Source organism: Cupriavidus sp. SHE, from assembly GCF_000812445.1.
Taxonomy (GTDB): domain Bacteria; phylum Pseudomonadota; class Gammaproteobacteria; order Burkholderiales; family Burkholderiaceae; genus Cupriavidus; species Cupriavidus metallidurans.
This window is the reverse complement of sequence record NZ_JWMB01000107.1, coordinates 67,615-81,191: the sequence shown is the minus strand read 5'-3', so window position 1 is coordinate 81,191 and position 13,577 is coordinate 67,615. Positions and strand designations below refer to the sequence as shown.

The following is a 13,577-nucleotide window of genomic DNA, read 5'->3' as shown; positions in this document are numbered from 1 at the left end:
TACCATCTTCGTTCGCATCGCCCCCGCAGGCCGGGTCGACCGCAAGGTCACTTCAGGCTGAGCGTGAATGGCAATAGCAACACGTTGACCAGCAGCAGCGCATACACGATCACGATGGCTGCGGGGATGACCACGGGCGGCCGATAAGGCGGGTAGGCGCGTCGACGGCGCCAGAGGACTCCAGCCGTAGTTCCTGTGATGACCAGTGCCAGCAAGGCGCTGGCCCACGCCAGTGATGCAGGTCCGGACTCGTCGGCATTGGTCGCCGTGTCCGAATCGGTCAGCGAGATGTCGACGGCGGTTGTCGAGGTGACGGGGGCGCGCGCGACAGCCATGGCAACGGATGTTTCAAACGATGTGGCGCGAACCGGCTGCGCGATGGCAGGTGCGGCAGTCGCGCGGACAGGTTCTGCCATCGTCGCCATGCGTTGCGCTGGCGCAGCGGGTGTCGGCGGCGCGTCATGACGTCCGGTCGATGGCACGCTCGCTGCGACGTGCGGCGCGGCGGCCGTCGTGCCGTGCATCGAACTACGGTCCCGCCAGAACAGGTGGAACAGGCCATCGAGGCAGCGTGCCGAATCACAGGCATCCCGTCGGGCGCGCCAGGCGACGATATCGGCGTTCTGGATCGTGCCCTTGTGCAGCATCCTTTGCTGCTCGGCATAGATGCGTTCGTAACGCTCGGACAGTCCCGCCGAATCGCACACCAGGCGATTGCGTGTGCCACTTGCGTGTGGGTTGTTGGTGTTCAGCGAGCAGCGCATCCCGTTGCCGCCGGGATCATCGCAAACCACCGGGGGGGTGGTTCCGCGCGGATGGCAGATGATGTCTGATGCGCTCACGTTGCCTGCCGCGAGCAGGCCGGTTGCGAGGCAGATGGCCATACGAATGGCCCAGCGCACAGTGACCCTCTTCATCATGCACCCCCCATTGAAGCGGCCTGGTTTTATAACGTAGACGAAAGCCCGGGCGATGCCCAAGCACGCAATGCGATGGGCGGGTCATGATGCACTTGCCGCCAGATCGGGTTTCCCATACGCGCGACGTTCCGATCATTCGTCCGCCGTCGTAATTCATGAGACGGAAAGCCTCCGTCATGGCGGCGCCGTTCCTGGGTGATCGCGCATGCATCCTCAAAACGCTCGTGACGCAGCGTGCCGTGATCAATGGGACGCCGCGCCCGCTACGTGGCGAACAGGCGTTTGAAGCATGGGGCTGGTTCCTTGCGCCCTATTGCGCCACGAGGGGCGGCCGCAACCGTGTCGAGTCGTGGCTGTCACGAGATGAAGACAACCTGATGTGAAGCCTTTGTGCTGCGGAATTGAATTCTTTCGATGCGTCGGCCGAACGCAAGCGGTGCCCATAGAATGCGTCTGGATTGGGTCCATTGCAGTACCGCTGCTGTGGGGAGGCCCGCGGTGGCATCACAACAACCTGAGTTACCCGAGGAGACTGATATGAGCCATCGTTTCGCCGCTGCCGGCGCAGTGTTCGCGTTGCTGTTGCTGTCCGCCACCGCTGGCGCGCAGACCCAACCGCAGCCGCAACCACCTGCGAACGCGCAGGAAGCCAAGGCGAAGTTCACGGAGAAGTTCAACGAGGCGGATGCCAACCACGATGGCAAGCTGACGCGCGAGGAAGCCGAGGCAGGAATGCCGCATGTGGCGAAGGACTTCGACAAGATCGATGCCAAGAAGAAGGGCTACGTCACGCAGAAGCAGGTTGGCGCGTACTACGCCGCCAAGGCGAAGCAGCGCCGCGCCCAGGACCCGGGCAACCTGAACTGATCCGAGCCGCATCCGCCAGGGCGGTCGCCACCGGCGCCGCCTTGGTCGCGCCTGAGCGTATCTCCAGACCGGTCCCCCCGGTCATCGAAAGTCCCGTGTGACGTGCGTGATAACATTTAAAAAATTCGCGCGCGAACTAAATCACCCGGGTGCCGTCTTGAATCCTCGACTTGTCTACCTCCTGAATGTCGGTCAGCGTCGGCTGCATCGATGGACACAGGCGCGCACCGCCGCCGGTGGCGTCACCGCATCGCAGGCCGGAATGCTGTTCTTCCTCGGCAAGAACGATGGCGCGTTGATGAGCGAGGCAGGCGCGGCGCTCGACCTTGGCGCGCCGGGCGTGAGCGGGCTTGTGGATCGCATGGAGCGGGCGGGGCTGGTCGAACGCGGCCTGGACGAGCACGATCGCCGGGCCTTCCGCATCTGGCTGACCGATGCCGGACGCACCGCGCTCAAGCGCTCCCGGTCGAATCTCACCGAACTGAATGCCCGATTGACCGAGGGGTTCACGGCCGCCGAGATCGATGTGGTGGCGCGCTGGCTGACGAGCCTGCAGGACAAGTTCCCGGCCAGCGACGACGAGTGATGCCGGGGATGAACGAAGGCGCCGAAGCAGACGACGCCTTCTGGCGCATCACTGCTTGGCGATCCTGCTGAAGTCCGGCTGGCGCTTCTGGGCAAACGCCGTGAAGGCTTCCTTCGCTTCCGCGCTGCGCAGCCGCTCCACGAACGTCGAACTCTCGGCGTCCATTTGCGCGACCAGTTTCTCGGCCTCCCGCATCAGACGCTTCATTGCCGTCAGAGACCCGGACGGCTTGGTGGCGATCTTCTCCGCGATGCGTCGGCCTTCCGCGCGCAACTGGTCGACCGGAACCGTCCGGTTCGCGATGCCCCATGCCACGGCGGTGTCCGCCGGCAACGGATCGCCCAGCGAGAACATTTCAAACGCGCGCGCGTGGCCGATGCGCAACGGCAGCAGGTAGCTCGACGCTGCCTCGGGCACGAGCGCGAGGTTCACGAACGGCGTGATTAACTGCGCATCGTCGGCCAGAACCACGTAGTCACAATGCAGCAGCATGGTCGTGCCGACGCCGACGGCCTTGCCCTGGACTGCCGCGACGATCGGCACTGTGGCATTCGCCAGGCTATGCAGGAATCGCACGACATGGCGCTCCTTGGGGGCGTTGCCGGTGGCCTGGGCCGCGAACTCCCCGATGTCGTTGCCGGCCGTGAAGGAATCACCGTCAGCCTGAATCAGCACGACCCGGACCGATGCGTCGGTCGATGCACTCTCGATGGCGTCCGCCAGGGCGCCGTACATGTCGTTGGTCAGCGCGTTCTTCTTGTCCGCTCGCGAAATCGTGAGGGTCAGCACGCCACGTTCAAGTCCTGCTTGGATTTCCGGAATCACGGCTTTGTCTCCTGCAATGGAAGGGATAGGGGGCAATGAAGATGTTCGTATGCGAAGTAGATGCAAAGTATAGTTGATTCGCGTGCGAAGTAAACCGGCGCGAGCATCACCCTTTCCTCCAGGGCCGCGGCAGGCGCGTGACCTGTATGCCATCAGCAATCACCCCATGAGGGTTTGTGCCGACTTTTCCGCTTGGCGGCGTTGCAGTCTACTGAACCCAGGTTGTGCAGTGTGGCCGGGGGGCGCGCGGCGTCTCCCCGGGGTTTGGAAACCCTTCTGGAGACAACACCATGGTGACCAAGCAGGACGATGCCTTCATTCTGAGAAACCTGATCGCGCTGGCTGCCGTGGAGACACTGGGCGGCGCCATTGCACTCGGGCTGGTGTTCAACCTACTGACATGACCTGACGCTCGTGGCGTTGCGCGGGGCTGACCCGTGCGCAACGCCACGAGTCCCGGCTTCCGCGCCATCCGGCGACCGGCATTTCGCTTCCAGCAGACTTTCCAGGCCGTCACTACAATGGCGCATTGCCCGGCTCGTTGCCGGGCCAGATCTGGGAGTCGAGGATGCGAATTCTGGTTGTCGGAGTGGGAGCCACGGGTGGCTACTTTGGCGCGCGGCTGTTGCAGGCCGGGCGTGATGTGACGTTCCTGGTGCGCCCCCGCCGCGCCGCGCAACTGGCCGAACACGGTCTGCGGGTAAAGAGCCCGCACGGCGACCTGCATTTCCCGAATCCCCCGGTGGTGTTGTCCGAGCAGATCACGCAGCCTTATGACGTGGTGTTGCTGAGCTGCAAGGCGTACGACCTCGAAAGCGCCATGGATGGCTTCGCGCCCGCCATGGGGCCGAACACGGTCATCATCCCGTTGCTCAACGGCATGCAGCATCTGGATCGCCTCGATGCGCGCTTCGGCGCCGGGCGTGTCATGGGTGGCCGCTGCCTGATCTCCAGCACGCTCGATGACCAGGGCACCATTCTTCATCTGTCGAGCTTCCACGTTCTGTCGTTTGGCGAGCGCCCTTCGGGCAGCAGTGAGCGCGCGCTGACCTTGGCCGCCGCCTTCAGCGATGCCGGCTTCGACGTCCAACGCAGCGACGCCATGCTGCAGGACATGTGGGAGAAATGGCTGTTCCTTGCCACGCTGGCATCGGCTACCTGCCTGATGCGAGCGACCATCGGCGATATTCTTGCCGCGCCACGCGGGCGCGAGACCATCGCGGCGTTGCTTGGCGAATGCGCCGGCGTTGCGGCCGCCAATGGCTATCCGGCCCGGGGCCCCGCACTGGAGCAGGCGAAGACCACGCTGTTTGCCGAAGGATTGCCGCTGACGGCCTCGATGTTGCGCGACCTTGAGCGCGGCGGGGCGATCGAATCGGACCAGATCGTGGGTGACATGCTGGCCCGCCGTGGCCAGACCGCAGCGCCCACGCTGGAGATGGCGCTGACCAGCCTGAAAGCCTACGAAGCGCGCCGCGCGCGCGGAGGCTGAAGCCGCCGGCGTCCGATTCGCCCGCATCGCAGAATTTGTCAGGACAGAATCAAGCCTGATACACGCGATTTCGATTGGGCGAACGACGCCGTTTACCTACACTCCGCACATTACAAGCAGCGCCCGGCACGAGCCATGCCGGGTAAAACAAGAGCGGAGGAGGTCGTAAATGCGGGAAATCCTGTTCAAGGTGGGCCTTGCCTCGCTGGCGGCCTGCACCACGCTGGGCGCCAGCGCCCAAAGCACCGCGGCATGCAATGGGGCCGGTTGCGGCTTTGGCGGAGGTGGCCTGCTGAACCAGCAGACCACCTTGCGCCTGAGCGCGGCCCAACTGGCGGCACTGCTCGGATCCACTGACGATGGACGCCAGCTGATGCAGGTTGCGGGCGTGCCAAGGTGCGACATCGAGATCGTGACGCTGCGCTACCGCACGGTGGGCGGCGCCGGGGAACCGGCGAACGCCAGCGCCGCGCTGATGATTCCCGGTGGCGCGGCCTGCAGTGGTCCGCGCCCGACGCTGCTGTACGCGCACGGCACCACGACATACAAGAAATACAACCTCGCCGATATCACGCAGACCGACCCGCGTAACGGCGACGGCGCGTCGGAGGGCATCAGCGTAGCTGCGATGTACGCTGCGCAGGGCTATATCGTCGTGGCCAGCAACTATGCCGGCTATGCGGGCTCGGATCTCGACTATCACCCGTACCTGAATGGGGCGCAGCAATCGGCCGACATGGTGGGCGCGCTTGCCGCCGCGCGTGTCGTCATGCGGGCGCCGGGTAGCGGGCGCAACGTGCAGGAGAGCGGCAAGCTCTTCGTCACCGGATATTCGCAGGGTGGCTACGTGGCGATGGCCACGCACCGGCTGCTGCAGGCTGCCGGGATTCCGGTGACCGCGTCGGCGCCGGGGTCGGGTCCGTATGCACTGGCGGCAATGGGCGACGCACTGGTGGCCGGGCAGGTGGGTATCGGTTCCACGGTGTTCGCCGTGCTCGTCACCACGAGCTACCAGCGGTCCTACCAGAATCTCTACCGCAAGCCGTCCGAGTTCTACGAGTCGGCCTATGCGCCAGGCATCGCCAGCCTGCTGCCGAGCATGAATTCGCTCGACAAGATCTTCACGCAGGGCAAGTTGCCGCCGACTCAGCTCTTCAACAGTACGCCGCCGGCCTCGCAGTTCGCATCGCTGACGCCGCCGCTGGCACCGCCGCTGGCTTCGCCAGACCTGACGCCGGTGTTCGCGCTCGGTTTCGGCAATGCCGACCTCGTGCGCAACGACTACCGGCTGGCCATGCTTGAAGATGCGCTGGTCAATCCGGACGGCGCGTTCCCGAGTTCGACCGTGGCGATGGCGCCGGCAACGCGGCCCGTGCAACCGCTGCGCGTGGACTTCAAGCTCAACGACCTGCGCAACTGGCAGCCACGCGCCCCGGTCCAGCTATGCGGCGGGCATGACGACCCCACTGTGTTCTTCTTCAACGCCACGGTGCAGCAGGCGTACTGGAGCAGCGCGAAGGTGCCGGCGGGCCTGACCAGCGTGCTGGATGTGGATGCGCCCATCGCCGGCCCAAGCGACCCCTATGCGGCGCTCAAGCAAGGCTTTTCGATGGCGAAGATGAACGTTGCCGCGCAGGCGGTGGCGGCGGGGGCGCAGGATGGCGGCGCGTCGGCGGTCATCCAGGCGTATCACGGCACGCTGGTGGCGCCGTTCTGCATGGTCGCCGCGCGAGCGTTCTTCGGGCAGTTCTGAGCGGGAACGTCGATAAAAAAACGCGCGGCGGGGCGACCCGTCGCGCGTTTTTCCATTGAGCGATCAAACGATCAGATGATCAGACGTCGATGGCAGCGTTTGACTGCATCTTCTTGCGCAGTTCGAACTTCTGGATCTTGCCGGTAGAGGTCTTGGGCAGCGGCCCGAAGTAGACCGCCTTCGGCACCTTGAAGCCGGCCAGCAGCGTGCGGCAATGCGCGATCAGTTCTTCGGCCGTGACGCTCGCGCCATCCTTCAGCTCGACGAACGCGCACGGCGTCTCGCCCCACTTGGCATCCGGCTGCGCCACCACGGCGGCGGCCAGCACCGCGGGGTGGCGGTAGAGCGCGTCTTCCACCTCGACGCTGGAAATGTTCTCCCCGCCGGAGATGATGATGTCCTTGCTGCGGTCCTTGATCTTGATGTAGCCGTCAGGCATGCACACGCCGAGGTCGCCCGTATGGAACCAGCCGCCCGCGAACGCCTCGCGCGTGGCCTTGTCGTTCTTGAGGTAACCCTTCATGCAGATGTTGCCACGGAACATGATTTCGCCGATGGTCTCGCCGTCGCGCGGCACGGGCTGCATCGTATCCGGGTCCAGCACCGTAACGCCGGACTGCAGGTGATAGCGCACGCCCTGGCGCGCCTTCAGCACCGCGCGTTCTTCCTGCGACACCGTGTGCCAGGAGTCCTGCTCCGCGCAGACCGCGGCCGGGCCGTAGACCTCGGTCAGGCCGTAGACATGCGACAGGTCGAAACCCATTGCTTCCATCTGCGCCAGCACCGCCGCCGGGGGCGGGGCGCCCGCCACCATGCCGCGCACCGGCCCGCGCAGCCCTTCGCGCCACGACGGCGGCGCGTTGACTAGTGCGGTGTGGACGATCGGCGCGGCGCAGTAGTGCGTCACGCCTTCATCGCGCATCAGGTCGAAGACCAGCTTCGGCTCGAACTTGCGCAGGCAGACGTTCACGCCGGCGCGGGCCGCCACTGTCCACGGAAAGCACCAGCCGTTGCAGTGGAACATCGGCAGCGTCCACAGGTAGACCGGATGCTTGGCCATGTCCCACTCCAGGATGTTGGAGATGGCGTTCATGGCCGCGCCGCGATGGTGATAGACCACGCCCTTCGGGTCGCCGGTAGTGCCCGACGTGTAGTTCAGGGCGATGGCGTCCCACTCGTCGCCGGGCATCTTCCAGTCGAATTCCGGATCGCCGCTGGCCAGGAAGGACTCGTAATCGGTGTCACCGAACCGCTCGGCGTCGGGCCCGAGCACGTCTTCCACCGCGATCACCTTGAGTCCAAGCACCTCGCGCGCCATCTGGCGGGCGGCATCGGCGAACTCGGTGTCCGCCAGCAGCACCTTGGCTTCGCCGTGGCGCAGCATGAAGACCAGGTTGGCAGCGTCCAGGCGGATGTTGAGTGCGTTCAGCACCGCACCGGCCATCGGCACGCCGAAGTGCGCCTCGACCATCGCCGGGGTGTTGGGCAGCAGCGCCGCCACGGTATCGCCCTTGCCCACGCCAGCGCGGGTCAGCGCGCTGGCCAGGCGCCGGCAGCGCGTGTAGGTGTCACGCCAGTTCTGGTGCACCGTGCCATGCACGATGGCCAGGCGATCGCCGTAGACCTCGGCCGCGCGGGCGATGAAGTCGAGCGGGGTGATCGGAACGTAGTTGGCGGGGTTGCGGGCCAGTCCGGTGTCGTAGTCGGTCGGCATGGCGTGTCTCCTATTGTGATCCTTGGGGATTCGTCGAATGAAATCCGGCGCAAGCTATCATCTCGCCTCCGGCGGACTCTGTCGTCCGGATGACAGATCTGGCGTTTTCGATGCGTTGCAGCATTGTGAGTGCCCAGAAAATTGATTCTTATCAAATGTCTTCGTCCCTTGATCAGGTTAACGCTCTGCTGGCCCAGCATGACTGGTTTCGTGCGCTGTCCCCGGCGCATCAGGCGCTGGCGGCGTCCGAGACCGTTGTCCGCGAATACCCCGCAGGCGGCTATATCGCCCGGCGCGGCGAGTTCTCCCGCTACTGGATCGGGGTGGATACGGGGCTGATCAAGCTCGCGGTCTATACGCCGGACGGGCGTGGTTGCACGTTTTCCGGCGTGCCCGCCGGAGGCTGGTGCGGTGAGGGCAGCGTGATCAAACGCGAGGATCGCCGCTACGACGTGATTGCGATCCGCGACTCGCGCGTGCTGTTGGTGCCGGAGACGGTTTTCAACACGCTGCTGTCGGACAGCCTGCCGTTCGCGGGTTTCGTGGTGCGGCAGCTCAACGAGCGCATGGGCCAGTTTATTGCCACGGTGCAGAACGATCGGCTGCTTGGCGCCGATGCGCGTGTCGCACAGGCCGTCGCGCAATTGTTCCATCCGGCGCTGTACCCGAAGACCACGGAAGTGCTGGAACTCTCACAGGAAGAGATTGGCCTGCTGACCGGTCTGTCGCGTCAGCGTGTGAATCAGGCGTTGCGCCGGCTGGAGGCTGGCGGCATGGTCAGCCTCGCTTACCAGACCATCAGGGTGACCGATCTCGAGGGATTGCGACGCTTCGGCTTGTCGGAGTTGTGAGGGCGAGAGGCTGAGGGCGTCGAAATTGCGGCGCCGGGTGCGCAATCTGGTGCCGCGAGTCACGTGTCGGGCACTTGCGGCTAGCGCTTTCCCTTAGTGCCTTTCCCTTAATGCCTTTCCCCAAGTGCTACTGGTTGCGGATGTTCCCATACTGAGGGCTCGCCACGTTCACGCGGCGATCACTTTGACTCATGGGATCTGCCACCATGCTCGCGATTTCTGTCTGGTTTCTCGCTTCCCTCGGTGTCGGCATGTTTGCCACTGCATTGGGACGCTCCAGCCCTGCCTGGATTCTCTTCTCGCTGATCCTGAGCCCGTCGCTTGGTCTGATCGTTGTTGCCGTGCTCGACAAGAAGCGCGTGCGGTCCGCTCGCGTGCTGGCCACTTCCTCCTCGCCCGCAGCGGCGATCTCCGTGCCCGCATAACGCTGCGGGTAGCGCAGGTGGGCCAGGGCCCACCTGATTGCTGTCGTGGATTAGCTGTGCGCGCCGTCGGTGTACGGGTCGCGCCGGTCCGTGACATTCGCGGTGTCTGCATAGACATCGAACCTGCTTGCCTTGCCACCATCGGTGTACGGATCACGTGGTCCGATGGCATGTGCGTGACCTTCCGGCATCGCCGTCGTAGTGGGGGTGAGTCCGGCGGCGGACGTCACCGTGGCGAAAGATGCAAGCGAGGCAATGGCGGCAACGGCTGCCGCCGCGATACGGGCTTTCATGATCATCTCCTGAGGCAATACGAAAGGGTGCCCAGCGCCTGTGGCCACAACGGGCCGCAACGGGCCGCAGTGGGTCGCAATGGATCGCATGGCCACCAACGGCCGCGCATGGGCTTGCATGCCGACCACGCGCCCGAGAATCGTTCGATCCTGTCGTTCCGGCTCTACGCGCCGCGGTGCCATGCACCTGTAGAACTGCCCGGCCCGGCGCCTTATTCCCGAAAGAAGACGAAAATATTCCTGGGAATAAATGCCGGATTCCGGCGGTAAATGCCGCTTTGAAGTGACCAGGACGCTGCTACGCTGTGTCGATATGGCTGTCAGGCAGCCATGCTCGAGCCGGTTGCAGCGGTGCAGTTCGCCCCTGGTGGTCACCGGCATTCCCATATCAAGACGGAACGCTCATGTTCACAGGGTCGATTCATTGGTTGAGAGGCGTCGCGATCGTTGTGCTGCTTGGCGCAGCGTCTGACATGGCATTCGCCGCATCGCAGACGAAGTCGCTCGATACGCAACGCGGTATCCGTGATGGCAGCAGCGGCGGCACCGAGCTGAGCACCGCGCCGCTTTCGCAGCGGGGCGTGACCGGCACGCAGCCGATGGGGCCAACCGACGGATCGGGGCAGTACCCGTACATCGTCGCCCCGTATATCCAGGTGGGGCCCGGTGGCGGGCCGATTCCCTATCCGCCGAATCCACCGCACCCTCCGCAGCCGCCTCGCCCCAGGCCCACGCCGCACGCGCCGTAAGCCAGGAGCGTCAAGGGGTAGTGGCAGGTGGTTATTGCAGGTTGCCCCAGCGTGCAACCGCTGGCTCGGCATTGGCCCATTTCCACTGGCCCTGCTGCTGGCAGGCCGTGACGAAGAACCATTGGGAAGTCTTGGCGGGCTGCCCGCTCGTTTCCGACTCGACGGTGGAGAACAAGGCTTCCTTGCAGAGAGCAAGTGGGCTGTCGATGACGCGGATTACCTGTAGCACGCCGCGTTGATTGCCATAGGCGACGGCATGCCGGACCTCCCACGGCTGCTCGAAGCCGATGGGCGTATCACCAATGACCGCTGCGATGCTGTCCTGCTCCTCGCGTTGCCAGTACCGGTAGACGTACTTGCCAGCCGCATCGGCCGCCGCGCTGACGCCGACCGCGACACCGTATCCCACAACAGGATTTGCCGTGACGGCACCGGTGGTAATTCCGGCTACGGCACCCGAGATTTCGCCGACGGAACTGCACGCGCAGAGACTCGCGACCGCCGCCGACAAGACCAACCTCGCGCAGAGCGTCCTCACTGAAGCGAACCCCACCGCTCGGTAGCGGGCTCGGCGGATGCCCACTTCCATACCGACCCGTCGCGGCAAACCGCGGCGATATAAAAGCCGTTGCCCTTGTTCGCATCGTCTACGGAAAAAATGATCTCCTTGCAGGCAAGGTACGCATTGCCTAGCAAGCGCGTCACGGTCACCCGTCCCTTCTCATCGGGCTCGAGGGGCACGGCGTGAGCCACTTCCCAGGTCGCCACCGCGCCGACATCGAGGTTGCCAGCCACCTGCGCGATCTGATGCTGCGTTTCGGCGTGTACCTTGCGCTGACTGGCTTGCAGGGCGGCCTTGGCGCCAGCCTGCACACCGAGACCAATGCCCGTGGCAATCGCCGCGTTTTCCGTGACCGCGCCGGCAATGGCAGCGCCGCCCATGCCAGCGACAGCCGTCGTGCCCTCATTCATCAGTGAACTGCAGCCGGTCAGCATCCCCGCCGACATCGCCGTCAGCAGGAGGGTGGTGACACAGACAAGCTTATGCATGGGGACTTCCAGACAGGCATTGAAACAACCTGCGGAAACTATCACAGCGCCGCAACGCCCGCAGCCATGGCCCTTTGCCATGGGTCATGAATCAGACCATTCTGGGCATCGTCGCGGAAGTCGTCCTGAAGCCCGCCCACTGATCGAACTGCCCATATGCGGATCGAGTGGGATCACCGATCCGCCGCAAGTCCTTTGATGGTGGCAATCTCGCTTGCCGCCATGGCGAACCGCTGGCGGATGATCTCGAAGGCCATCATGGTTGCGGGCGCCATGGTGCGGTTGCCATGCCGGACGATGCCGAGCGTCAAGTCCAGTTCCAGTGCGGGCCGTACGGCAAGTTCAACAATGAGCTGTGATTTGAGCGCGGAGATCGCGGCAAGGTCCGTCAGCGGGACAACTGCATCGGTGGATGCCACGATCTCCAGTACGGTGCCGATGTCATCCGAGATCAGCGCGAACTGGTCCTGCACTGGCGCGGGCAGTTCATAGAGCTGCGCAAGCCGCTGTCCCAGCGAAGGCTCGAAGTAGCCGGGCGCGATCAGAGGGTACTCGCGGATCTGCGCGGCGCTGACATTTTCGTTGTTTGCGAGCGGGTGACCGCGCCGCGCATACCAGCCAAATGTGCAAGGAAAGATGGATTCGATCGCCAGCCCATCGTGCAGCTTTGCCACGCGGGTGTCGCCGACGAAGAAGTCGATGCGTTCGGCATGCAGGGCATCAAGGAGTCGCTCGGACGTGTCGATCAGGCTGCGCAGCCGCAGTCCAGGCGATGTGCGCAGCAGTTCAGCCAGCATCGGGCGCAGGATTGGCGTGGCAAGCGACGAGCCCATCCCTACCGAGAACGTGCCGAGATCGCCGGACTGCATCAGGCCGAGTGTCCGCAGGCCTTCTTTTTCGTCGGAAAGCATGCTGCGCGCGCGGGGCGCATAGGCGATGGCATAGGTGGTCGGGCGCAGCCGCCGGTCATTCCTGTCGAACAGCGGCACGCCAAGCATGTCTTCAAGCGCGCGGATGCTGCGAGATAGCGCTGGCTGGCTCAGATGAACCGATTCGGCCGCCGCGGCCAATGAGCCGGTATCGAGAAGGGCCAGAAAGTGGCGTAGTTGACGCGTATTCATGACGATGACAGTCCACTTGCATGAATTGCATTCTAACCAGAATTTAGTTGCAATTTACACAAGTAGTGGATGTCTCCAAACTGCGGCCAGATCCATTCCGACTGCCGCATCGTTCCATGTCATCCGCCCCAATTCAAAAGTCACTTCTTCCGGTCGTGGCGATCATCACGGATCGTATCGACCTCCACAGGCATCCGGCCTACTCGGTTCTCGGTGGCTATGTGCGGGCTGTTAGCGAGATTGCCGGTGCGCAGCCGCTGCTGCTCCCGGCGTGCGCCGACGCCATCGATGCCGACACGTTGATCGACACCCTGGATGGCATCGTCCTGACCGGCAGTCCGTCCAACATCGCGGCGGAAAGGTATGGAGCCACGCCCCTGCCGGCAACGACATGCCAGGACCCCCACCGTGACGCCGCGGTGTTTGGTCTGCTGCCAGCCCTGATCGATGCCGGGGTCCCAATACTGGGGATTTGCCGTGGCTTTCAGGAGTTGAACGTCTTGCATGGCGGCACGCTCGAGCGCGCGGTGCACGCCCAGCCTGGCCGACTGGATCATCGGGAGGGCGACCACGACCGACCGATCCAGCAGTGGTACGACGATAGCCACGATATTCACATCGTGCCTGGCGGTTGGCTGGCAGGGATCGCCGGGCGTTCGGCCATGGTCAATTCGCTGCATCACCAGGGCGTCGAGCGGCTCGGTGCCGGACTGCGTATCGAAGCGACGGCGCCCGATGGGCTCGTGGAGGCGTTCTCGCTTGCCAACGCAGCGCAATTCACGCTTGCCGTCCAGTGGCATCCGGAGATGCGTATCGACGATTGCGGCCTGGCCAAAGCGATCTTTTCCGAGTTTGGACGCGCATGTGGCGAACGTCGCGCCACTCGGACGCGCGCATCCAGACCGACATTCCCCGCCTGAGGTCATCGGCA

Annotated in this window: 16 protein-coding genes; 9 read left to right on the top strand and 7 right to left on the bottom strand. The window is 64.4% G+C overall.

The window, feature by feature from the left end; all coding sequences use genetic code 11:
• Positions 1-47: 47 nt before the first annotated feature.
• Entirely contained in the window at positions 48-884 is an 837-nt protein-coding gene (locus tag RN01_RS31890) for a hypothetical protein (RefSeq protein ID WP_017510584.1), read from the bottom strand.
• Positions 885-1,096: 212 nt separating this feature from the next.
• Between RN01_RS31890 and RN01_RS31885 the strand changes: the two genes are divergently transcribed.
• From RN01_RS31885 to RN01_RS31875, 3 genes are all read left to right on the top strand, one after another.
• Entirely contained in the window at positions 1,097-1,303 is a 207-nt protein-coding gene (locus RN01_RS31885; protein WP_017510585.1) for a hypothetical protein, read from the top strand.
• A 154-nt stretch (positions 1,304-1,457) separates the two neighbouring features.
• The gene (locus RN01_RS31880; protein ID WP_008652587.1) at positions 1,458-1,787 is read left to right on the top strand and encodes a calcium-binding EF-hand protein; all 330 of its coding nucleotides are present in this window, start codon (positions 1,458-1,460) and stop codon (positions 1,785-1,787) included.
• A gap of 157 nt (positions 1,788-1,944) precedes the next feature.
• A complete protein-coding gene (locus RN01_RS31875; protein WP_008652586.1) occupies positions 1,945-2,373 on the top strand; it encodes a MarR family winged helix-turn-helix transcriptional regulator in 429 nt (142 codons plus the stop codon).
• Between the two features lie 48 nt (positions 2,374-2,421).
• Here RN01_RS31875 and RN01_RS31870 read toward each other — a convergent pair whose 3' ends face one another.
• Positions 2,422-3,198: an enoyl-CoA hydratase gene (locus RN01_RS31870; protein WP_017510587.1), complete on the bottom strand. Its 777-nt coding sequence runs from the start codon at positions 3,196-3,198 to the stop codon at positions 2,422-2,424.
• A 568-nt stretch (positions 3,199-3,766) separates the two neighbouring features.
• Between RN01_RS31870 and panE the strand changes: the two genes are divergently transcribed.
• Positions 3,767-4,690 carry a 2-dehydropantoate 2-reductase gene (gene panE / locus RN01_RS31865; RefSeq protein WP_017510588.1) on the top strand — a complete coding sequence of 308 codons (924 nt, stop codon included), beginning with the start codon at positions 3,767-3,769 and terminating at the stop codon, positions 4,688-4,690.
• Positions 4,691-4,859: 169 nt separating this feature from the next.
• Positions 4,860-6,443 carry a S9 family peptidase gene (locus RN01_RS31860; protein WP_017510589.1) on the top strand — a complete coding sequence of 528 codons (1,584 nt, stop codon included), beginning with the start codon at positions 4,860-4,862 and terminating at the stop codon, positions 6,441-6,443.
• Between the two features lie 79 nt (positions 6,444-6,522).
• On the opposite strand, the gene RN01_RS31855 is transcribed toward RN01_RS31860, so the two are convergent.
• On the bottom strand, positions 6,523-8,157 hold the full coding sequence (locus tag RN01_RS31855; RefSeq protein WP_017510590.1) for an acyl-CoA synthetase: 1,635 nt from the start codon (positions 8,155-8,157) through the stop codon (positions 6,523-6,525).
• A 155-nt stretch (positions 8,158-8,312) separates the two neighbouring features.
• Here RN01_RS31855 and RN01_RS31850 point away from each other — a divergent pair, with 155 nt between their 5' ends.
• Positions 8,313-9,008, top strand: coding sequence for a Crp/Fnr family transcriptional regulator (locus tag RN01_RS31850; RefSeq protein WP_017510591.1), 696 nt, complete (start codon positions 8,313-8,315; stop codon positions 9,006-9,008).
• A 206-nt stretch (positions 9,009-9,214) separates the two neighbouring features.
• A complete protein-coding gene (locus RN01_RS31845; protein WP_011520164.1) occupies positions 9,215-9,433 on the top strand; it encodes a hypothetical protein in 219 nt (72 codons plus the stop codon).
• Between the two features lie 50 nt (positions 9,434-9,483).
• Here RN01_RS31845 and RN01_RS31840 read toward each other — a convergent pair whose 3' ends face one another.
• Entirely contained in the window at positions 9,484-9,726 is a 243-nt protein-coding gene (locus tag RN01_RS31840; RefSeq protein WP_008643961.1) for a hypothetical protein, read from the bottom strand.
• A gap of 473 nt (positions 9,727-10,199) precedes the next feature.
• Between RN01_RS31840 and RN01_RS31835 the strand changes: the two genes are divergently transcribed.
• Positions 10,200-10,475 carry a hypothetical protein gene (locus RN01_RS31835; RefSeq protein ID WP_223277398.1) on the top strand — a complete coding sequence of 92 codons (276 nt, stop codon included), beginning with the start codon at positions 10,200-10,202 and terminating at the stop codon, positions 10,473-10,475.
• A 31-nt stretch (positions 10,476-10,506) separates the two neighbouring features.
• Here the strand turns inward: RN01_RS31835 and RN01_RS31830 are convergent, their stop codons facing one another.
• From RN01_RS31830 to RN01_RS31820, 3 genes are all read right to left on the bottom strand, one after another.
• The gene (locus RN01_RS31830; RefSeq protein WP_017510593.1) at positions 10,507-10,884 is read right to left on the bottom strand and encodes a hypothetical protein; all 378 of its coding nucleotides are present in this window, start codon (positions 10,882-10,884) and stop codon (positions 10,507-10,509) included.
• Between the two features lie 125 nt (positions 10,885-11,009).
• Positions 11,010-11,525 carry a hypothetical protein gene (locus tag RN01_RS31825; RefSeq protein WP_017510594.1) on the bottom strand — a complete coding sequence of 172 codons (516 nt, stop codon included), beginning with the start codon at positions 11,523-11,525 and terminating at the stop codon, positions 11,010-11,012.
• A 173-nt stretch (positions 11,526-11,698) separates the two neighbouring features.
• Entirely contained in the window at positions 11,699-12,646 is a 948-nt protein-coding gene (locus RN01_RS31820; RefSeq protein ID WP_017510595.1) for a LysR family transcriptional regulator, read from the bottom strand.
• Between the two features lie 116 nt (positions 12,647-12,762).
• Here RN01_RS31820 and RN01_RS31815 point away from each other — a divergent pair, with 116 nt between their 5' ends.
• Positions 12,763-13,566 carry a gamma-glutamyl-gamma-aminobutyrate hydrolase family protein gene (locus RN01_RS31815; protein WP_024570307.1) on the top strand — a complete coding sequence of 268 codons (804 nt, stop codon included), beginning with the start codon at positions 12,763-12,765 and terminating at the stop codon, positions 13,564-13,566.
• The last annotated feature ends 11 nt before the right edge of the window (positions 13,567-13,577 follow it).